Annotated in this window: 19 protein-coding genes and 1 tRNA gene; 15 read left to right on the top strand and 5 right to left on the bottom strand. The window is 60.4% G+C overall.

Going from position 1 to position 20,628, the window contains the following annotated elements; genetic code table 11:
• Positions 1 to 31: 31 nt before the first annotated feature.
• A complete protein-coding gene (locus tag BW43_RS18160) occupies positions 32 to 988 on the top strand; it encodes a DMT family transporter (protein WP_032885947.1) in 957 nt (318 codons plus the stop codon).
• On the opposite strand, the gene BW43_RS18165 is transcribed toward BW43_RS18160, so the two are convergent.
• On the bottom strand, positions 985 to 2,373 hold the full coding sequence (locus BW43_RS18165; RefSeq protein WP_032885945.1) for a class II fumarate hydratase: 1,389 nt from the start codon (positions 2,371 to 2,373) through the stop codon (positions 985 to 987). The two genes, BW43_RS18160 and BW43_RS18165, sit on opposite strands and share 4 nt — an antisense overlap.
• 179 nt (positions 2,374 to 2,552) lie before the next feature.
• Here BW43_RS18165 and BW43_RS18170 point away from each other — a divergent pair, with 179 nt between their 5' ends.
• The 7 genes from BW43_RS18170 (at position 2,553) to BW43_RS18200 (ending at position 10,225) form a co-directional block, all read left to right on the top strand.
• A complete protein-coding gene (locus tag BW43_RS18170) occupies positions 2,553 to 3,068 on the top strand; it encodes a DUF2059 domain-containing protein (protein WP_032885944.1) in 516 nt (171 codons plus the stop codon).
• Between the two features lie 6 nt (positions 3,069 to 3,074).
• Positions 3,075 to 3,368 carry a BolA family transcriptional regulator gene (locus tag BW43_RS18175; protein ID WP_032885943.1) on the top strand — a complete coding sequence of 98 codons (294 nt, stop codon included), beginning with the start codon at positions 3,075 to 3,077 and terminating at the stop codon, positions 3,366 to 3,368.
• A gap of 101 nt (positions 3,369 to 3,469) precedes the next feature.
• On the top strand, positions 3,470 to 4,411 hold the full coding sequence (locus BW43_RS18180) for a rhodanese-related sulfurtransferase (RefSeq protein WP_032885941.1): 942 nt from the start codon (positions 3,470 to 3,472) through the stop codon (positions 4,409 to 4,411).
• Between the two features lie 36 nt (positions 4,412 to 4,447).
• Positions 4,448 to 5,053, top strand: coding sequence for a DsbA family protein (locus BW43_RS18185; RefSeq protein WP_177326424.1), 606 nt, complete (start codon positions 4,448 to 4,450; stop codon positions 5,051 to 5,053).
• Entirely contained in the window at positions 5,043 to 6,845 is a 1,803-nt protein-coding gene (locus BW43_RS18190; protein WP_032885939.1) for an ABC transporter ATP-binding protein, read from the top strand. The genes BW43_RS18185 and BW43_RS18190 overlap by 11 nt, the downstream gene beginning before the upstream one ends.
• Positions 6,846 to 6,916: 71 nt before the next feature.
• Entirely contained in the window at positions 6,917 to 9,379 is a 2,463-nt protein-coding gene (locus BW43_RS18195; protein WP_032885937.1) for an EAL domain-containing protein, read from the top strand.
• Positions 9,380 to 9,457: 78 nt separating this feature from the next.
• Positions 9,458 to 10,225 carry a TenA family transcriptional regulator gene (locus tag BW43_RS18200; protein WP_185160056.1) on the top strand — a complete coding sequence of 256 codons (768 nt, stop codon included), beginning with the start codon at positions 9,458 to 9,460 and terminating at the stop codon, positions 10,223 to 10,225.
• A gap of 20 nt (positions 10,226 to 10,245) precedes the next feature.
• Here the strand turns inward: BW43_RS18200 and BW43_RS18205 are convergent, their stop codons facing one another.
• On the bottom strand, positions 10,246 to 11,172 hold the full coding sequence (locus BW43_RS18205; RefSeq protein WP_032885934.1) for a GGDEF domain-containing protein: 927 nt from the start codon (positions 11,170 to 11,172) through the stop codon (positions 10,246 to 10,248).
• 281 nt (positions 11,173 to 11,453) lie between these two features.
• Positions 11,454 to 12,596 carry an FMN-dependent L-lactate dehydrogenase LldD gene (gene lldD / locus BW43_RS18210; RefSeq protein ID WP_032885933.1) on the bottom strand — a complete coding sequence of 381 codons (1,143 nt, stop codon included), beginning with the start codon at positions 12,594 to 12,596 and terminating at the stop codon, positions 11,454 to 11,456.
• A 101-nt stretch (positions 12,597 to 12,697) separates the two neighbouring features.
• On the opposite strand from lldD, the gene BW43_RS18215 reads away from it, so the two are divergent.
• From BW43_RS18215 to BW43_RS18225, 3 genes are all read left to right on the top strand, one after another.
• Positions 12,698 to 13,594, top strand: a complete 897-nt coding sequence (locus BW43_RS18215; protein WP_032885932.1) for a LysR family transcriptional regulator — start codon at positions 12,698 to 12,700, stop codon at positions 13,592 to 13,594.
• A gap of 60 nt (positions 13,595 to 13,654) precedes the next feature.
• Positions 13,655 to 13,730: transfer RNA gene (locus BW43_RS18220), tRNA-Asn, on the top strand.
• Positions 13,731 to 13,990: 260 nt separating this feature from the next.
• On the top strand, positions 13,991 to 14,449 hold the full coding sequence (locus tag BW43_RS18225) for an Hsp20 family protein (RefSeq protein ID WP_032885931.1): 459 nt from the start codon (positions 13,991 to 13,993) through the stop codon (positions 14,447 to 14,449).
• Positions 14,450 to 14,537: 88 nt separating this feature from the next.
• Here BW43_RS18225 and BW43_RS18230 read toward each other — a convergent pair whose 3' ends face one another.
• Positions 14,538 to 15,182, bottom strand: a complete 645-nt coding sequence (locus tag BW43_RS18230) for a TetR/AcrR family transcriptional regulator (RefSeq protein ID WP_032885929.1) — start codon at positions 15,180 to 15,182, stop codon at positions 14,538 to 14,540.
• Between the two features lie 122 nt (positions 15,183 to 15,304).
• On the opposite strand from BW43_RS18230, the gene BW43_RS18235 reads away from it, so the two are divergent.
• The 4 genes from BW43_RS18235 to BW43_RS18250 all read left to right on the top strand — a co-directional run bounded on the left by BW43_RS18235 (position 15,305) and on the right by BW43_RS18250 (position 19,495).
• Positions 15,305 to 16,516, top strand: a complete 1,212-nt coding sequence (locus BW43_RS18235) for an MFS transporter (protein WP_032885927.1) — start codon at positions 15,305 to 15,307, stop codon at positions 16,514 to 16,516.
• Between the two features lie 61 nt (positions 16,517 to 16,577).
• The gene (locus BW43_RS18240) at positions 16,578 to 17,012 is read left to right on the top strand and encodes a hypothetical protein (protein ID WP_032885926.1); all 435 of its coding nucleotides are present in this window, start codon (positions 16,578 to 16,580) and stop codon (positions 17,010 to 17,012) included.
• A complete protein-coding gene (locus tag BW43_RS18245; RefSeq protein WP_032885925.1) occupies positions 17,009 to 18,463 on the top strand; it encodes an ATPase domain-containing protein in 1,455 nt (484 codons plus the stop codon). The genes BW43_RS18240 and BW43_RS18245 overlap by 4 nt, the downstream gene beginning before the upstream one ends.
• Positions 18,464 to 18,478: 15 nt before the next feature.
• Positions 18,479 to 19,495, top strand: coding sequence for a sensor histidine kinase KdpD (locus BW43_RS18250; RefSeq protein WP_032885924.1), 1,017 nt, complete (start codon positions 18,479 to 18,481; stop codon positions 19,493 to 19,495).
• Here the strand turns inward: BW43_RS18250 and BW43_RS18255 are convergent.
• Positions 19,492 to 20,553, bottom strand: a complete 1,062-nt coding sequence (locus tag BW43_RS18255; protein ID WP_032885923.1) for an SDR family oxidoreductase — start codon at positions 20,551 to 20,553, stop codon at positions 19,492 to 19,494. The genes BW43_RS18250 and BW43_RS18255 overlap by 4 nt on opposite strands.
• Positions 20,554 to 20,628 lie beyond the last annotated feature (75 nt).

The following is a 20,628-nucleotide window of genomic DNA, read 5'->3' as shown; positions in this document are numbered from 1 at the left end:
GCTCCTCCACCTCTGGTTTTTTGGGGCACTCATGCACATCTCTTCCGGCCGCTGGGTCTATGGCTTTGGCTTGACCCTGCTGACCGCGTTCCTCTGGGGCATTCTGCCGATCAAACTCAAGCAAGTGCTGCAGGTGATGGACCCGATCACCGTCACCTGGTTTCGTCTGACCGTGGCCGGCGGTTGTCTGTTCGTCTACCTTGCGGCCACCAAGCGTCTGCCCAGCCGCAAAGTGCTCGGCCCCAAGGGCGGTTGGCTGGTGGCGATGGCGGTATGCGGCCTGGTGGGCAACTACGTGTTGTACCTGGTGGGCCTGAAATCGCTCAGCCCCGGCACCGCACAGTTGGTCGTGCAGATGGGGCCGATCTTTTTGATGATCGCCAGCGTGTTTGTGTTCAAGGAGCGTTTCAGCCGCGGGCAAGTGGTGGGATTGGTCGTCTTGATCGCAGGCTTCGGCCTGTTCTTCAACCAGCGCCTGGAGGAATTACTGACGTCCCTCGGCACTTACACCGCCGGGGTGCTGACGATCCTGCTCGCCACCTCGATCTGGGTGTTCTATGCCTTGGGTCAGAAGCAATTGTTGACCGTGTGGAATTCGCTGCAAGTCATGATGGTGATCTACCTCACCTGCGCTTTGTTGCTCACGCCCTGGGCCCATCCGTTGGAAGCGCTGCAACTGAGCCCGCTGCAAGGCTGGCTGCTGTTGGCGTGCTGCATGAATACGCTGGTGGCCTACGGCGCGTTTGCCGAAGCCCTGGCCCATTGGGAAGCCTCGCGGGTGAGTGCGACCCTGGCGCTCACGCCGCTGGTGACCTTTGTGGCGGTCGCCTTGGCGGCCTGGCTATGGCCGGACTACGTGCAGGCCGAAGAGATCAACGCCCTGGGCTATGCCGGGGCGCTGGTGGTGGTGCTGGGGTCGGCGACTGTCGCGCTGGCGCCGTCGTTGCTCGCCGGGCTCAAGGCCCGGCGGCTGCGTTTGGCGTCTTAATGCCCGGCTTCGAGCATATTTTCCGGGCGTACCCACTGGTCGAACTCTTCGTCAGTGAGGTAGCCCAACTCCAGCGCGGCTTCCCGTAACGTCAGTCCCTCGGCGTAGGCTTTCTTGGCGATCTCTGCTGATTTGTCGTAGCCGATATGCGGGTTGAGCGCCGTCACCAGCATCAGTCCGCGCTCCAGGTGTTCGGCCATTTTCTCGGCGTCGGGCTCCAGGCCGGCAATGCAATGCTCCTGAAAGTTATTGCAGCCATCGGCGAGCAGGCGGATCGACTCCAGCAGGTTGTGGATGATCACCGGCTTGTACACGTTCAACTGCAAGTGTCCCTGGCTCGCGGCGATACCGATGGTCACGTCGTTGCCCAGTACTTGGCAGGCGAGCATCGACAGCGCTTCGCACTGCGTCGGGTTGACCTTGCCCGGCATGATCGAACTGCCCGGCTCGTTGGCCGGCAGCTTCACTTCCGCAAGCCCAGCGCGCGGTCCGGAACCGAGCAGGCGCAGGTCGTTGGCGATTTTCATCAGGGCGACGGCTAGGGTTTTCAGGGCGCCGTGCAACGTCACTAGCGGCTCATGGCCGGAGAGGGCGGCGAATTTGTTCGGTGCGGTGACGAACGGCAGCCCCGAGAGCGCTGCCAACTCGGCTGCAATGGCCTCGCCAAAACCATGGGGCGAATTGAGCCCGGTGCCCACGGCCGTGCCGCCCTGGGCCAGTTCACACACTTGGGGCAGGGCGCTGCGGATGGCGCGTTCGGCGTAGTCGAGTTGGGCGATAAACGCCGAGAGTTCCTGGCCGAACGTGATCGGCGTGGCGTCCATCATGTGCGTGCGGCCGGTCTTGACCAGCTTCATATGCCGCGCGGCTTGCTCGGCCAGACCGCCGGAAAGCGTAGCGATCGCCGGTAACAAACGTTGATGAACGGCCTGCACCGCCGCAATGCTCATGGCCGTCGGGAAGCAATCATTGGAGCTCTGGGAACGGTTCACATGGTCGTTTGGGTGTACCGGGCTCTTGCCGCCGCGTTGATTGCCTGCCAGTTCGTTGGCACGGCCGGCGATCACTTCATTGGCGTTCATGTTGCTCTGGGTGCCGCTGCCGGTCTGCCACACCACTAATGGGAATTGGTCGTCATGGTTGCCGGCGAGGACTTCATCGGCGGCCTGTTCGATCAGGCGGGCGATGTCGGCGGGCAGGTCGCCGTTGCGGTCGTTGACCCGGGCGGCTGCCTTTTTGATCAGGGTCAGGGCGTGCAATACCGGCAAGGGCATGCGCTGGTCGCCGATGGCGAAATTCACCAGCGAGCGTTGGGTCTGGGCGCCCCAGTAAGCGTCATCCGGGACATGCACTTCTCCCAGGCTGTCGGTTTCGATACGGCTCATCGGGCACACTCCTTAGGTTCGTTTGCGCAGTTTAGGCCGTGATTGACCTAGTGGGTTCCCTAAAAGACTTTTCATCGGGCAATCCGCGCCCGGCAAGGCCTGGGGTTGAGCCGCGAGGTTTTTTAGGCGCAGAATGGGCGCCCTTGGGGTCTTACCTCGCCAGCTAGAAAGGAAACTCGATGACTCGTCTTCGTGCCATCTGTACCGCGGTTGCTCTGGTTTGCGCCAGCGGCCAGGTTTTTGCCGATACCGCCAGCCACAACGCCAGTGCCGAAGCCTTCCTTACCCTGGCCCATGCCGACAAGCTGGGTACCCCGGTGTACATGCAAGTGCAGCAAATGTTCGCCCAGCGTTTCGAGCAGACTAAGGCGCCTGCCGCCAAGCAGTCCGTACTGGACAGTTACCAGGCCAAGGCCAACGCCGCCCTGGACCAAGCTATCGGCTGGCCGAAGCTGAAGCCGGACATGGTCAAGCTCTACACCACCAATTTCAGCGAATCCGAGCTCAAGGACCTGGTAGCGTTCTACCAGTCGCCACTGGGCAAGAAAGTCCTGGAAAAAATGCCACAACTGACCCAGCAATCGGCCCAGATGACTCAGGCCAAGCTGGAAAGCGCCGTTCCGGTGGTCAACAAGCTGTTGGAAGACATGACCAACGAGCTGACGCCTAAAGCCGCTCCGGCCAAGAAGAAGTAAGCAGGAATGATCATGCAACAGCGTATCGAAACGGCGCTCGCCGCCCTGGACCCGCAACACTTGAGCGTGCTGGATGAAAGCCATATGCACAGCCGTGGGTTGCAGACCCACTTCAAGGCCGTGCTGGTCAGTCAGCAGTTCGAAGGGCTCAATCGCGTCAAGCGCCACCAGAAGGTCTACGCCACCCTGGGTGACCTGATGAGCGAGTTTCATGCGCTGGCGCTGCATACCTACACGCCTGAAGAATGGGCGACAATCGACGCAGCCCCGGCCTCGCCGACCTGCGCCGGCGGACATTGACGGGTTATCCCTGATAGAATCCGCAACGCGCCGCTTAGCCGGCGCGTTTTTTTTGCATCCGGTTCACCCTTTACGAGGGTAGCCACCTGGAGAGAACACCCATGACTCAACCGATTGTCGTGGCGGCACTGTATAAGTTCGTCACCCTCGAAGATTACGTCGCTCTGCGCGAGCCCTTACTGCAGGCGATGGTCGACAACGGCATCAAAGGCACCTTGCTGATCGCCGAAGAAGGCATCAACGGCACCGTTTCCGGTAGCCGCGAAGGCATTGATGGCCTGATGGCCTGGCTGAAGAACGACCCACGCATGGACGACATCGATCACAAAGAGTCGTACTGCGAGGACCAACCGTTCTACCGCACCAAGGTCAAGCTCAAGAAAGAGATCGTGACCCTGGGCGTAGAAGGCGTCGACCCGAACAAAAAGGTCGGCACCTACGTCGACCCGAAAGACTGGAATGCCCTGATCAGCGACCCGGAAGTGCTGCTGATCGACACTCGTAACGACTACGAAGTGTCCATTGGCACCTTTGAAGGCGCAATCGACCCGAAAACCACCAGCTTTCGCGAATTTCCCGACTATATCAAAGCCAACTTCGACCCGGCCAAGCACAAGAAAGTCGCCATGTTCTGCACCGGCGGCATTCGGTGCGAGAAAGCGTCGAGCTACATGCTCAGCGAAGGTTATGGCGAGGTTTACCACCTTAAGGGCGGCATCCTGAAGTACCTCGAAGAGGTGCCTCAGGCAGAAACCAAATGGCAGGGCGACTGCTTTGTTTTCGATAATCGCGTGACCGTTCGCCACGACTTGAGCGAAGGCGACTACGATCAATGTCATGCCTGCCGCACACCTGTGAGCGTCGAAGACCGCGCCTCCGAGCACTACGTGGCCGGCATCAGCTGCCCTCATTGCTGGGATAAGCTGCCGGAGAAAACCCGCCGCAGCGCGATCGACCGGCAAAAGCAGATTGAACTGGCCAAGGCCCGCAATATGCCGCACCCGATTGGCTTCAACTACAAGCAAACCCCTTCCGAGGCCTGACCTATGTCCGCGCGCCTGCTCTATGTAATGGATCCGATGTGTTCCTGGTGCTGGGGCTTTGCCCCGGTGGCGCAGGCGCTGGTTGAGCAGGCCCAAGCGGCCGGTGTGGACGTGCACCTGGTGGTGGGCGGCTTGCGCACCGGCAGTGGCGCGGCGCTGGAGCCGACGACCCGACGCTACATCCTCGAACACTGGCAGGCCGTCACTGACGCCACGGGCCAGCCGTTCAAGCGCGAAGGCGCGCTGCCCGATGGTTTTGTGTATGACACCGAGCCGGCCTGCCGCGCCATCGTCACCGCCCGTAGCCTGGCTCCGGATTGTGCCTGGAAACTGCTGGGCCTGATCCAACGTGCGTTTTATGTGGAGGGCCGCGACGTGACCCTCGCCAGCGTGCTGGTGGAACTGGCCGAGCAGTCGGGCATCCCGCGTATCGAGTTTGCCGGTGCGTTTGACCGCGCCGAGCAGCACGCGGCCACGGCGGCGGACTTTACGTGGGTGCAGGACCTGGGTATCGCTGGTTTCCCGACGTTGTTGGCCGAGCGCAATGGTCAACTGGCATTGCTCACCAACGGCTATCAGCCGCTGACGGAACTGTCGCCATTGCTCGCCCGATGGCTGGAGCGAGCAACCTGTGCAGGATGAGCCTAAACGCATTGACCGTCTGACCTGGGCGGAAATTCGCCGCCTGGCCTTGCGTCACAAGAAATCCCTGTGGATCGCCAATGGCGTTGCCGTGCTGGCGACCTTGTGCAGTGTGCCCATCCCCTTGCTGTTGCCGTTGCTGGTGGACGAAGTGCTGCTGGGCCATGGTGATGCCGCGCTCAAGTTGATGAATCACGCACTGCCCCTGGGTTGGCAGAAGGCCGCCGGTTATATCGGCCTGATGCTGGTGGTCACCCTGGCCCTGCGTTGCGGCGCACTGGTGTTCAACGTGGTACAGGCGCGGCTGTTTGCGCGGTTGGCCAAGGACATTGTGTACCGCATTCGCGTGCGTCTGATCGAGCGGCTCAAGCGCATCTCCCTGGGCGAATACGAAAGCCTGGGCAGCGGCACGGTCACCACTCACCTGGTCACCGACCTGGATACCCTGGATAAATTCGTCGGCGAAACCCTCAGCCGCTTTCTGGTGGCGATGCTGACGCTGATCGGTACTTCGGCGATCCTGGTGTGGATGCACTGGCAACTGGCATTGCTGATCCTGCTGTTCAACCCGTTGGTGATCTACGCTACGGTACAGTTGGGCAAGCGCGTCAAACACCTCAAGAAGTTGGAAAACGACAGCACCTCACGCTTCACCCAAGCCCTGACTGAAACCCTTGACGCTATCCAGGAAGTCCGCGCCGGCAACCGCCAGGGCTTTTTCCTCGGGCGCCTGGGCCAGCGCGCCCAGGAAGTGCGTGACTACGCGATCCATTCCCAGTGGAAAACCGACGCGTCCAGCCGCGCCAGCGGGTTGCTGTTCCAGTTCGGCATCGACATCTTCCGCGCAGCGGCAATGCTCACCGTGCTGTTTTCCGACCTGTCCATCGGCCAGATGCTCGCGGTGTTCAGCTACCTGTGGTTCATGATCGGCCCGGTCGAACAATTATTGAACCTGCAATACGCCTATTACGCGGCGGGTGGGGCGCTGACGCGCATCAATGAGCTGCTGGCGCGTGCCGACGAGCCGCAATACGCCGGTGGTGAAGACCCGTTTTCCGGGCGTGAAACCGTCGGCATCGAAGTGCGCGGCCTGGACTTCGGTTATGGCGATGATCTGGTGCTCGATCAACTGAACCTGCAAATTGCTCCCGGCGAAAAAGTCGCGATTGTCGGCGCCAGCGGTGGCGGTAAAAGCACCCTGGTGCAACTGCTGCTCGGGCTGTACACGCCGCAGGCGGGCACTATCCGATTTGGCGGTGCAACCCAGCAGGAGATCGGCCTCGAGACTATCCGCGAGCACGTCGCGGTGGTGCTGCAACACCCGGCGCTGTTCAACGATACCGTGCGTGCCAACCTGACCATGGGCCGCGAGCGCAGTGACCAGGCCTGCTGGCAGGCCCTTGAAATTGCCCAGTTGGAGGCTACGGTTAAAGCGTTGCCCCAGGGTCTGGACAGCGTAGTGGGGCGTTCCGGGGTGCGTTTTTCCGGTGGCCAGCGTCAGCGCCTGGCGATTGCGCGCATGGTGTTGGCCGAACCCAAAGTGGTGATACTCGACGAAGCGACCTCCGCCCTGGATGCCGCCACTGAATACAACCTGCATCAGGCGCTGGCGCGGTTCCTCAGCGGGCGTACTACACTGATCATCGCGCACCGTCTGTCGGCGGTAAAACAAGCCGATCGAGTCTTAGTGTTTGACGGTGGTCATATCGCTGAGGATGGCGACCATCAGCAGTTGATTGCCGATGGTGGTTTGTACGCAAAACTGTATGGGCATTTGCAACAAGTACGTTGATTTAGCCTAGGCTGTGCTATCCGAATGAGTGTTTTGCGTGCGTATCCAGCAGTGCATATGCAAGGGAATTCATGAAGCAAAAGCGGACTCTAGGAACGCCTAGGCTGTTGGGCATTGTCTGGCCCTTTATCGCCGTCGTGCTGTTCCAGGCATTATTGGGCTGCGTCAGTCTCTACATGCTCTCAGCGGTACGAGGCTATGTGGGCGGCGAGAGCTTATGGTCCAAGGGCCAGAAGGACGCCATCTATTATCTGACGCTCTATGCCGACAACCGCGACCAAGCCACCTACCTCAAATACCAGCAAGCCATCGCCGTGCCTCAGGGCGGGCACGAACTGCGCATTGCCCTGGACCGCCCCAAGCCTGACTTGGAGGCCGCACGTCTGGGCATTCTCAAGGGCGGCAACCATCCGGATGACGTCAACAGCCTGATCTGGCTGTACCTCAACTTCCGACATTTCAGCTACCTGGAAAAAGCCATCGAACTGTGGACAGTAGGGGATGGCTACCTGGTTCAACTGGATGAACTGGCCCGCGAGATGCACAGCGCAATCAGGGCCGATCAAGTCAACCCTAACGATGTGCGGCAGTGGAAGGCCCATATCACGGCCATCAACGAAGGCGTGACGCCGGCTGCCAAGGCCTTCAGCGATGCTCTGGGCGAAGGCTCGCGCATGATTCTGCGGTTGCTGCTGATCACCAACCTGGCAACCGCCCTGGGCCTGATCGTGCTGGCGCTGTTGCGTACCCATAAGCTGCTGACGCAGCGTCATGCCTTCGCCGATGCCTTGCAGGCCGAGAAGGAGCGGGCGCAGATCACCCTGGAGTCAATTGGCGACGGGGTGATTACCACCGATGTAGACGGTGCAATCACCTATATGAACCCCGCCGCCGAGGCCATGACCCACTGGAACTCTGGCCAGGCTCAGGGCCTGCCCCTGGCGGCGCTGTTCAACCTGCTGGATGACGACGCCCAACCCGATGGATTTACCCTGATCGAGCACATCGTCAAGGGGCAGTTTAAGGGGGGCAGTGAGCATTCAAAAACCATCCAGCGCCTGGACGGCAGTACGGTATCCGTCACCCTGGTGGGCGCACCGATCAGAAGCGCCGGCAAAATCAGCGGTGCGGTGCTGGTGCTGCACGATATGACCCAGGAGCGCCAATACATTGCCAACCTGTCGTGGCAGGCCACGCATGACGCCTTGACCGGCCTGGCCAACCGCCGCGAATTTGAATACCGGCTGGAACAGGTCCTGCACATGGCGCAGCAACCTGAGGGCGGGCGGCATGCGTTGATGTTCCTCGACCTCGACCAGTTCAAGCTGGTCAACGACACCTGCGGCCATGCGGCGGGAGATGAGTTGCTGCGGCATATCTGCGCGCTGCTGCAATCGGACCTGCGTGAGGGCGACACCCTGGCGCGCCTGGGCGGCGACGAATTCGGCATCCTGCTGGAGAATTGCCCGGCGGCTGCGGCGGAAAAAATCGCCGAGAGCCTGCGCCACACGGTGCAGAGCCTGCATTTTGTGTGGAAGGGCCGGCCGTTCATGACCTCCGTGAGCATCGGCCTGGTGCATATCTCGCAAACCCCGACCACCTTGGAGACTTCGTTGCGCGCCGCCGATATGGCCTGCTACATGGCCAAGGAAAAAGGCCGCAACCGCGTGCAGGTTTACCACGCTGACGACTCGGAGCTGTCCGTGCGTTTTGGCGAGATGGCCTGGGTGCAGCGCCTGCACATGGCACTGGAGGAGAACCGGTTTTGCCTGTACGCCCAGGAAATCTCACCGCTGGGAAATACCGATGCTGGCAACGGGCATATCGAAATCCTGCTTCGCCTGCATGATGAGGCGGGTCGGACCATCCTCCCCGACAGCTTTATCCCTGCCGCCGAGCGTTACGGTTTGATGACGTCCCTCGACCGTTGGGTGGTCGAGAACGTGTTCAAGATCATCGCCCGTTGCATGCACGAGCGTCCGGGCCGGCCTATGGCCATGTGTGCGATAAATCTGTCAGGAATCACCATTGGCGATGATGATTTTCTCGGGTTTTTACATGAGAAATTCGGCACTTACGGCATCCCGCCAGAAATGATTTGTTTTGAAATAACTGAAACCAGCGCAATAGCAAATTTAGGCAGTGCCATTCGCTTTATTAATGAACTCAAGGCCTTAGGTTGCCATTTCTCCCTGGATGACTTTTGCGCCGGGATGTCCTCGTTCGCGTATCTGAAACATTTACCTGTAGACTTCCTGAAGATCGATGGAAGTTTCGTAAAGGATATGCTGGACGACCCGATTAACCGCGCAATGGTCGAAGTGATCAATCACATCGGCCACGTCATGGGTAAGCGCACAATTGCCGAGTTTGTTGAAACACCGCACATCGAACAGGCGTTACTCGATATTGGTGTGGATTACGCTCAGGGCTACCTGATTGAACGACCGCAATTGTTTACCTTTGATAGTTTGCAGTGTCGACCTGTGCGGCCGCAGCCTCTGTTATTGAAGGCGCCCGGCACATTCCGCTGAAACATTTGCTGGTCTGTAAATCACACTTAAAAAGGAGCCTTAACAGTGATCGACACCTTCAACAGAACCGGCCCGCTTATGGAAGCCTCAAGCTACCCCGTCTGGGCTCAGCAATTGATCCAGGACTGTAGCGAGAGCAAGCGCCGAGTTGTCGAGCACGAACTGTACCAACGCATGCGTGACAACACGCTCAGCGCCAAGACCATGCGTCACTACCTCATTGGTGGCTGGCCTGTGGTGGAACAGTTTGCCTTGTACATGGCACAGAACCTCACCAAGACCAAATTTGCGCGCCATCCAGGAGAGGACATGGCGCGACGTTGGCTGATGCGCAATATCCGCGTGGAGCTGAACCACGCCGACTATTGGGTGCATTGGGCCCGCGCCCACGGAGTCAGCCTCGAAGAGCTGCAGGCCCAGAATGTACCGCCGGAGCTGCATGCGCTGAGTCATTGGTGTTGGCACACCAGCTCATCCGATTCGTTGATCGTGGCCGTGGCTGCGACTAACTATGCCATCGAGGGGGCGACTGGGGAGTGGTCGGCCGTGGTCTGTTCCACCGGCGTGTACGCGGCGGCTTTCCCCGAGGAAGACCGCAAGCGTGCGATGAAGTGGCTGAAGATGCACGCCCAGTACGACGACGCTCACCCTTGGGAAGCCCTGGAAATCATCTGCACTCTGGCCGGCATGAACCCGACCAAGGCGTTGCAGGCAGAGCTGCGCCAGGCCGTGTGCAAGAGCTATGACTACATGTACCTGTTCCTGGAAAGCTGCATGCGCTTGGAAAAAGACAAGCCAGCCACCGCCGTGCGTGAACGCCCGCTGCGCGTCGCCAGCGAAGCTTGATGTAACGCGATGGCGGGGTTCTACCCCGCCATTGCCAAGCGGTTACGGCCTTCGCGCTTGGCCACGTACAAGGCGTTGTCGGCCCGGCGCAACAGGCTTTCGACCGACTCGGCGGCCAGCAAGGTCGAACAACCGAGGCTTACCGTCAATTCGATCCGCTTTCCATCCGCCCAGTAATCCTGAGCCTGTGCTGCCTGCCGCAGCCGCTCGCCCACCATCGCCGCCGCATCCCGGCCGGTGTTGGAGAGCAGGATCAGAAACTCCTCGCCGCCAAACCGAAACACCATGTCCACGTTACGCAACTGGGCCTTGATGGCTGCTGCGACGGTGCGCAGTACGGTATCGCCGGCCGCGTGACCGTGGGTGTCGTTGATTACCTTGAAGTGGTCGATGTCCAGCATCAGCAAGGACAATGGGTGCAGGTGCCGGCGCGCCATGTCTATTTCCCGTTGCAGAGTCTGGTCCATGGCAATGCGATTGCCCGTCTCGGTCAGCGGGTCACGCAGCGCGCTACGGGTCGCGGCGCGATAGAGCAGGGCATTGCGCATCGGGTAGAGCAGGGTGGCCAGCAGTGACTCAAGCTGACCGAGTTCGTCTTCGGCGAGGCGTTGGTTGCGACGGAAGATCAGCTCACCCAAGTGTTCGCCTTCATGGCTGAGGCTGTAATTCACCGAGTGGTGGCCGCGCTGGCCGAACTCCAGCCGCAGATCACTGGCCTGATGGCGATAGTGCAGGGCATCAAGGGGCACCAAGCGCTGGATCTCACGGAAGAACAACCCGAGGATGCGATCCGGCTCCAGGCTGGTCTGCAATTGCATTCCCAGTTGCTGGCGAAGTTGCGCGACGGTCGTCGGGCGGCGAGGCAGGAGCGATGGCTGGCCAAATCCCAGGCGTTGCAATTTGGCACTGTCGAAGTCAATTGCGTTGGTCTGGGTAGGTGTTTTCATAAGCGATCGGCCTCTAAGCTCTTAGCTGTCTTACAGGCTCGATGAGAGTGGCGAGTGCCAAGCGTCTAACTGTTCCTTCAGTTCCGTAAAACATTGGGAACAGTTTAGACCGCTTTGCAAAGCGTTATAACCCTTGGGTGCCCCCGCACGTCATGTCATCGCTTAGCCTGCTTGAACGTGGTTAGAGCGAGATTCATGCCATTTCGTTTACTTTAAAAATAATCCTTATGAATCAACGGTCTTTTTTTACGCAGCAAAAGGCCATCGGCGCATGACGTCAGTTATTTGGCTGATTGAACCAAAGTGGTGTGGTCAATCTGGTCAATTGACGTGACGCCAGTGAGTGTCATCGCCACGCGCATTTCCTTGGCAAAGATGTCCAGCAGGTTCTCCACGCCATGCTGCCCGTCGGCGGCCAACGCGTAGGCGGTGGCACGCCCCAGCAGACAGGCCTTGGCACCCAGGGCCAGCATGCGCACCACGTCGAGCCCGGAGCGGATGCCGGAGTCCACCAGCACCGTCAGCTCATCGCCCACGGCTTCGGCAATCGGTGGCAACGCTTTGGCAGTGGACAACACGCCGTCCAACTGGCGGCCGCCATGGTTGGAGACCACGATGGCATCGGCGCCAAAACTCACGGCGTCCTTGGCGTCCTGGGGGTCGAGGATGCCCTTGATGATCATCGGTCCTTTCCAGAACTCGCGGATCCACTCCAGGTCTTTCCAACTGATGGACGGGTCGAAATTGTTCGCCAGCCAGCCGATGTAGTCTTCCAGGTGGGTAGGCTTGCCGAGGTATTTGGAGATATTGCCCAGGTCGTGTGGACGGCCCATCAAACCCACGTCGAAGGCCCATTGCGGTTTTGTGACCGCCTGCAGCATGCGCCGTTGCGCCGCAAACGGCCCGGACATGCCCGAGTGGGCATCACGGTAGCGTGCGCCCGGCGTGGGCATGTCGACGGTGAACACCAGCGTGGTGACGCCGGCCGCCTGGGCGCGCTCCAGCGCATTACGCATAAATCCGCGGTCCTTGAGCACGTAGAGCTGGAACCAGATCGACTGCGAGCTCTGGGAGGCCACTTCTTCGATCGGGCACACCGACACCGTCGACAAACAGAACGGAATACCCTTGTTGGCCGCCGCCTTCGCCGCCTGCACTTCGCCGCGCCGCGCGTACATGCCGGTCAGGCCCACGGGGCTGAGGATCACCGGCATGTCCAGTTCCTGGCCGAATAGCGTGGTCTTGAGGCTCAGGTTGTCGACATTGCGCAGGATGCGCTGGCGCAGGCTGATCTCGGCCAGGTCCGAACTGTTCGCGCGCATCGTGTGCTCGGCGTAGGCGCCGCCGTCGATGTAGTCGAACAGGAAGCGCGGGAGCTTGCGCTTGGCGGCAGCGCGGTAGTCAGAGGCGGACGAAATGATCATGCACGGAATCTCGGCAAGGCAAGGTGCCTCCAAGATAGGCAAACTTCTGTCATGATAAAAACAACTTTTATCGCTAGTAGTCAGTCGAAAAAGGAATACTGATGAACCTGAGAACACTGCGTGCCTTTGTCGAAGTGGTTCGCCAAGGCGGTTTCTCTCAAGCCGCTGAAGTGGTGTCCCTGACCCAGTCGAGTGTGAGCAAGGCGATCAAAACCCTGGAGGACGAACTGGGCATGCCACTGCTCAACCGCCTTGGCCATCGCAATGAACTCACCGCCGCTGGCGAAATCGCCTACAGCCGCGCCCTGGTTTTGCTGGCCGAACACAACGATCTGGTCGCTGAGATCAATGACTTGCGTGGTCTCAAACGCGGTGTATTGCGCATCGGCCTGCCGCCGGTGGGCTGTGGCGTGTTGTTTGCGACGATGTTTGCCACCTATCGCACACGCTACCCCGACATCGACATCGAACTGACCGAGTACGGCAGTAAACGACTGCGTGAATGCCTGGAAGCAGGTGAGGTCGACCTGGCGGCCCTCTTGCTGCCCATAGACGAAGGTTTCGACTACCAACCCGTGCGTAACGAACCGCTGATGGCCGTCCTGCCGATCAGCCACCCCCTGGCCCAGCGCAAACGAATCGACTTCACCGACCTGGCAGATTCGCCGTTTATCCTGTTCGAAGCCGGCTTCGCCCTCAACGCCAAAATCCTCGCCGCGTGCGAGCGCAAAGGCGTGCAACCGCGTGTGGCAGCGCGCAGCGGCCAGATCGACTTTATCGTCGACCTGGTATCCGCCGGCCTCGGCGCGGCCTTCCTGCCGCGCATGCTCGCGCACAAGCACCAACACCCCGGCATCGCCCTGATCCCCCTGGACGAACCTCATACCGACTGGCACATCGCCCTGGCTTGGCGCGCCAGCGCCCACTTGCCACCCGCCGCTCGGGCCTGGTTGGAATTGGCCAAGGAGTCACAGCTTTCAACCGGCCATCCGGATTAATCGCCCAAAATGTCATGGAAAGCTTGACTTCTCCTTTTCAATCAGTAACATACGGCGCATTCCGCGATAGCTCAGTTGGTAGAGCAAATGACTGTTAATCATTGGGTCCCTGGTTCGAGTCCAGGTCGTGGAGCCAGATAGAGAAAGCCTGCAGAGATGCAGGCTTTTTTTTGCCTTGGATTTCTCCGGGGCGATAGAAGCGCACAGCATGAGTGCATCTCGCGATGGCCTTGGCGCGCCGGTGCGTCAGCCGGTCTTCACGCAATCTTCGGTGCGAGTAAAATTTTTTTGTGGTCGCCGCTTGAAATTTTTTCCCCTGATCCTACTTAGGTTTTACGCGATGCCGAATGCGGGTCGCGTATCAAATCACTTGGAGAAAACTCAGGAGATTTTGCAATGGCTACTACTCTCTCGTTGGCCCCTCTGTTCCGTCATTCCGTTGGTTTTGACCGGTTCAACGACCTTTTTGAATCGGCGCTTCGCAGCGAGGCCGGTACCACCTATCCACCTCACAACGTCGAAAAGCACGGTGATGATCATTACCGGATCGTCATCGCGGCCGCAGGACTGGTTGAGGATGACTTGGAGATCCAGGTGGAAAAAGGCGTGTTGACCGTCGCCGGTGGCAAGCGTGAACACGATGAGGGCATCACTTACCTGCACCAAGGCATTGCCCAGCGCGCGTTCCGTCTGTCGTTCCGCCTGGTCGACCACATTGAAGTGCAGGGCGCGCAACTCGCCAATGGGTTGCTGAGCATTGATCTGCTCAGGGTGGTCCCGGAGGAAGCGAAGCCTAAGCGCATTGCGATTGGCGGTGCGGCCAAGGCTGACGTGAAATCCATCAGCGAGCAGTAAGGCTGGAATAAAGGCGCTCTTCGGAGCGCCTTTATTCGTATGGGCTAAAGATGGGGCTGGTGGGCTGCGACTTTTACCGGTGGTTGTTTTAGTGCCCGCCCCGGTGCCGAATGGGCGGCGCGATGGACGCGGCAACATCCCATGTCAGCATGAGCTGGCTGATCGCCCCATCGATCGTTGCATGCGGCACGCCATCGCGCGCCAATAGCGACACGCCCTGCAAAAAGCTGTCAAACACACTCGCCATCACCGCCGCCTCCGTCGTTTCGGGTAGCTGGCCTTCACGCTTTGCCCGCTCAACACACGCCACAATCCCCGCCCGTGTGCGCAGGCGCGACTGGGTCAACCCATCCGCCACCCGTGCATTCTCCGGGCTCGGTGCGCTCATCACACCCAGTGCCACCATGCAGCCCTTGGGGTGGCCGTCTTCACACTGCATGCGCGCCGATTGGCGCAGCGCCGTCTCGACGGCCTGACGCGGTGGCAGGGCTTGGTCCCACAGGCATTCGGTGACCTGGGCGTAGGTCGCGAGGTAACGCTGCACGCACTCATCGAACAGCGCCTCCTTGGAGCCGAATGCAGCATAGAAACTCGGCGCGGAGATCCCACCGCCCAGGCCAGCCTTGAGCTGGGCCAGGGAGGTGGCGTCGTAGCCGTGCTGCCAGAACAGGTGCAGGGCCTGTTCCACGGCCTGTTCGCGGTCGAAATTACGGGGGCGGCCCATTTGTGCCATTTCAGGTCTCCGGTGGGGAAAACGAGATAAATACTAGTCGATACATAAGTCGTTGACAACGCGCGCCGATCGCCCGCAACATCTATATCGATCAGTATCTAAGTCTTGCCAAGGAGTTTCCCGTGACCCCCTCACTCTCTTTATCGGCCGCATCCGAGCGTTTGCCCATAGGGGCCTTGCTCGCCCTGGCGATGACCGGTTTTATCTGCATCGTCACCGAAACCTTGCCCGCCGGCCTGTTGCCTTTGATCAGCGACGATCTGGGCATTTCGCCGTCCATGGCCGGGCAAATGGTCACGGCGTACGCGCTGGGTTCGGTATTGGCGGTGATTCCCATGACCATCGCCACCCGTGGCTGGCGCCGACGCAACGTGCTGCTGCTGACCATCGTCGGCTTTCTGCTGTTCAATTCGATCACCGCGTTGTCGTCCCACTACGGCGTGACGCTGGTGGCGCGCTTCTTCGCCGGGGTGGCGGCGGGGTTGGCTTGGAGCCTGCTGGCCGGTTACGCCCGGCGCATGGTCGCGCCGCATCAACAAGGTCGAGCGTTGGCGCTGGCGATGGTCGGCACGCCGATTGCGCTGTCGCTGGGGGTGCCGCTGGGTACCTGGCTGGGTGGGCTGGTGGGGTGGCGTACCACGTTCGGCCTGATGTCGGCCGTGAGCCTCGTGCTGATTGCCTGGGTGCTGGTGAAAGTACCGGATTATGCGCCCCAGCCCGCGCATCAACGTCTGTCGCTGGGCAAGGTGCTGACCACTCCAGGCGTGCGCCCGGTGCTGGCGGTGGTCATCAGTTGGATGCTCGCGCATAACATCCTCTACACCTACATAGCCCCGTTTGTGGCCCAAGCCGGGTTGGCTGAGCGCGTGGACCTGGTACTGCTGGTATTTGGCATCGCCGCGTTGGCGGGGATCTGGATCACCGCCAAATTGGTTGAGCCGTTACTGCGCAATACCGTTTTAGTGAGCCTGGTGATGTTTGCGGCAGTGAGCCTGGTATTCGGTGTTCTTGGCGCAGTGCCCGCGGTGATCTACCTCGGCGTGGCGGTATGGGGCTTGAGCTTCGGCGGTGCGGCAACGCTGCTGCAAACCGCCCTGGCCGACGCGGCGGGCGAGGGGGCGGATGTGGCGTTATCGCTGAACGTGGTGGCGTGGAACAGCGCAATCGCCGGCAGCGGTGTGGTGGGCGGTGTGCTGCTGGATACCTGGGGCGTGGCCTCGTTTGCGTGGGCGATGCTCGTGTTGATCGGCGTGGCGCTGGCAATTGTCTGGGCGGCGCGTGCCCATGGTTTCAGGCCGGGGCGAAGGGCTGGTGTTGAGACAGCGACTCAATAAACCTTCGGTCGAGCGCCATAGGGTGTACGCTGGGTCTCAATTCATCGGATATAAGCCCGTCATGTCCACGCTAAGCGAAGAGAGCCGCCGGATCGTAGCTTCTCTGGCGCACCGTGTTGGTCCCAGCGCTGATACCGCGCGTATCGCCGAAGTGATCGTGTCGATACTGCAAGGCATGGATGCCGCACTGACGCCGATCATCGGCCAGCAGGGCGTTGTTGCGTTGACACGCCGCAGCATCCACCTGAGCGCCTCCATTCATCCCCACCTGGCCAGCACGTTTGAACGTGCGCAGGCGGCGCCGGATCTGCTCGGTCTCAAATCCGTGCTGGTTGAGCAAAGTGAAGCGGATGCCCTGCTTTTCGGTGAAGGGCTGCTGATCACCTTTTACACGCTGCTGACCACGCTGATTGGGCCTTCGCTGACTGCCCGTTTGCTGCGCGACGTATGGAAACCTTCTTTGAGCGACACCCCTTCGCAGGAAAATTCGCCATGAGCACCAAAGTAACTATCAACCGCCTGGCTACCGGCGTGCCAGGGCTGGACGAGGTGCTGGGCGGAGGATTGCCGGAGTTTTCGTTCAACCTGATCGCCGGCCCTCCCGGCTGCGGCAAGACCACGCTGGCGCATCAGATGATGTTCGCCCTAGCGACACCTGAGCGGCCCGCGCTGTTTTTCACTGTCTTGGGTGAGCCGCCGTTGAAGATGTTGCGTTATCAGCAGCAGTTCGACTTTTTCGACAACGATGCGATCAACCACTCGATTCGCTACATCAACCTGGCTGACGACACGCTGGCAGGTGACCTGGATGAAGTGCTCCGGCGCATCGTCAGCGAAGTGGAGGCGCATTCACCGTCGCTGGTGTTTGTCGATTCCTTTCGTTCGGTGGTGCTGGCCAGCCAGACTCAGCACAACCCCAACAACAACCTGCCGCAGTTCGTTCAACAACTGGGCATGTTGATGACCACTTGGCAGGCGACCACCTTCCTGATTGGTGAGTACTTCACCGAAACCGACACCAACCCGATATTCACCGTAGCTGACGGGTTGATCTGGCTGCGCCAGAGTGTTGAGCGCAATTCCATGGTGCGCAAGATGGAAGTCATGAAGATGCGCGGCCAACCGACTTTGCCGGGTTTGCATACCTTCCGCATCGCCAGTTCCGGCATCAATGTGTTCGCACCTGCGCCGCTCAACCCGGTCGAGATACCGATGACGCTGCCGATGCAGCGCTTGAAAATGGGCGTGCCGCGCCTCGACGAAATGCTTGGCGGCGGTTTGCCTCGCGGCTATTCGCTGCTGGTGGCGGGGCCTTCTGGGTCGGGTAAGAGCATCCTGGCGGCGACCTTTCTGGCCGAGGGTGCGCGCAATGGCGAAACCGGCGTTATCGCGGTGTTCGAGCAACGGCCCAACCGCTCGCAAAACGCTACCCTGGCAGACCTGATCCAAAGCGGAAGGGTCAGCCTGGTGGACAGCCGGGCGCCGGATTTGTCCATCGACGAAATCGTCCAACTGCTGCTGAGCGAGATCAGCCGCTTGAACGCCACGCGGGTGGTCATCGATTCGCTGTCGGGCTTTGAGCTGGCCCTGGCGCCGACCTTTCGTGCGGACTTCCGCGAGTCGCTGTCACGCATGGTCACCGCGTTGACCCGCGCCGGGGTCAGTGTATTGATGACCTCGGAGCTGGAAGACCGCTACACCGATCTGCGCTTCAGCCCCTACGGCACGGCGTTCCTGACCGATGCGATCATCGTGCAGCGCTACATCGAAGTGCGCAGCCGCCTGTTGCGCATCATGGCCGTGGTCAAGGTGCGTGCCAGTGCCCACAGCGATGAGCTGCGCCAATATCACATCAATGACGATGGCCTGCAGATCGGCGAGATGCTCGCTGACCAGGAAGGGCTGCTCGGTGGTCGTCCGACTAGCCAGCCAATTAAGGAACGATAATGTCTGAGTTGACCCATGAGTAAACGCGCTGGAGAGGACGAGCGTGAAGCAGCCAATGCTGCCCACGAACTCTTCCTGCTCGGTCAGAAAACCGTTGAAGCCCGAGCGGTACTGGCCGCATTGCAGCAGCAACTGAGTGACGCCAACAGTCGCCTGGAGGATTCCCAGCACGTCGAGCAGTTGATCGAGGCCAACCAGCAGTTGGTGCTCGCCATACTCCTGGCCCAATCCGTACCGGTCGCCAAGCCGGGCATGGAAGAGCAACTGTTTCAGGAACTGCGTGAGGCCAACGCGCAACTGGTCATCGCAGCGCTCGGCGCCCAGGACCTGCAGGCGACAGCGGAGCGAGCGTTGGACCAGCAGAAAGGCATCCTTGCGATGGTCGCCCATGAACTGCGTAATCCGCTGACCCCCATCAAGCTGATTGCCGAGCGAATGGTACGGCTGCCCAGTGATCAACTGCCGCGCATGCGCGAGTTGATCGAGGGCCAAGTCCAGCATATTTCCCAACTGGTCGACGACTTACTGGATGTCTCGCGCGCCAGCACCGGCAAGCTGCGTATCAACTGCAGTGAAGTGGACATGCTGCGTATTCTGAATGCCGCCGTTGATGCCTGTAGCCCGGTGATGATTGCGCGAAAGCAACAGTTTGATGTCGAGCTGCCTGACGCTGCTCTGATCGTCAACGGCGACCCGGGCCGACTCGCGCAGATTTTGCACAACCTGCTGGCCAACGCGGCCAAGTACACGCCCGTAGGCGGCACTATCAGCATGACGGCCACCGTGACCGCCAAAGTGCTGCGGATCAGTATTGCCGACAATGGCATCGGTGTTACCGCCAAGGCACTGCCGTTCATTTTTGACCCGTACGTGCAAGACACACACGCCATCGGCTTCAACGTGACGGGCCTGGGCATTGGCTTGACGGTAGTGCGTGAATTGGTCGAAGCCCACGGCGGTAAGGTGACGGGGATGAGTGATGGGCATGGCAAGGGCAGCGAATTTGTGGTGACGCTGCCCCTGGTGCGTTAAGGGATCAACCGTGCTTCGCGCAACTTATCGAACACCTCGAAAAATGCCTGGTCGCTCGCCTGGTAGGCGGTGAACCCCATCTTCCGGCTCTTGGACATGTCCGTGACCACCTCGATCGGGCGCCCCAAGTCGGCATCGGTGTGCCAGGGCGAGGCGAGGCGGCTGATGTCCGTTTCCTTCAGCCCATGCTCCGCAGCGAGCTGGCTCCAGGCGGCCTGATCGTCGGCCATCTGACTCTCAAGCGGCGAGGGCTGGGCCGGGAAGTCTGCGGGTACAAGGCCAAAATAATCGGCAATCTGCCCCCACATCCATTTCCATCGGAACACGTCGCCGTTAGTGATGTTGAACGCCTGGTTGGCCGCCGCCGGCGTGGTGGCGGCCCACAGCTGTTGTTGTGCCAATTGCCGCGCATCGGTCATGTCGGTGAGGCTGTCCCATTGCACGCGGGAACCTGGGAATACAAATGGGCGCCCAGTGTGTTTGCAGACGCTGGCGTAGACGGCGAGGGTGGTCGCCATGTTCATCGCATTGCCCACGGCCACGCCGGTGACTGTGTGCGGGCGATGCACGCTCCAGGTGAAGCCGTCCTTTTTGGCGGCGGCGAACACTTCGTCTTCCTGGGCGTAATAGAAGTTCTCCACATCCAGGCGGCCTTGCTCTTCGCGGAAGGGGGTTTGCGGCAGGCTGCCCTTGCCATAGTTTTCGAACGGCCCGAGGTAGTGCTTCAAGCCGGTGACCAAGGCCACATGCTGTACGCTGCCGGCGGGGCGCACGGCATCCAGCACGTTGCGCACCATGGCGGCGTTGACGCGGATGTTCTCGGCTTCGGTGGCCTGGCGCGACCAAGTGGTGATGAATACGTGGGTGGGTTTCAGATCGGCCAAGGCCTGTTGCAGCGATGCCGGGTCCTGCAAGTCGGCGGCGACTGGAATCACGCCCGGCACCTGTGATGGCTGGCGGGACAGCGCGGCGACCTGCCATTGTTGTTCAAGCAGTAGCTGGGTGATGGCGCTGCCAACGATGCCGCTGGCGCCTACGACGAGTGCTGTCTGGGTCATAAAATTCTCCCGAGGATGTAGGCTTCTGAGCCCCAGCGTGTAGGAGAGGTTCAACCTTATCCGTGAGTCTCGCGG

Source organism: Pseudomonas sp. RIT357, from assembly GCF_000632245.1.
In the GTDB taxonomy this organism is placed as follows: domain Bacteria; phylum Pseudomonadota; class Gammaproteobacteria; order Pseudomonadales; family Pseudomonadaceae; genus Aquipseudomonas; species Aquipseudomonas sivasensis.
The sequence above is the reverse complement of the archived record's forward strand: the minus strand, read 5'-3'. Positions and strand labels throughout refer to the sequence as shown.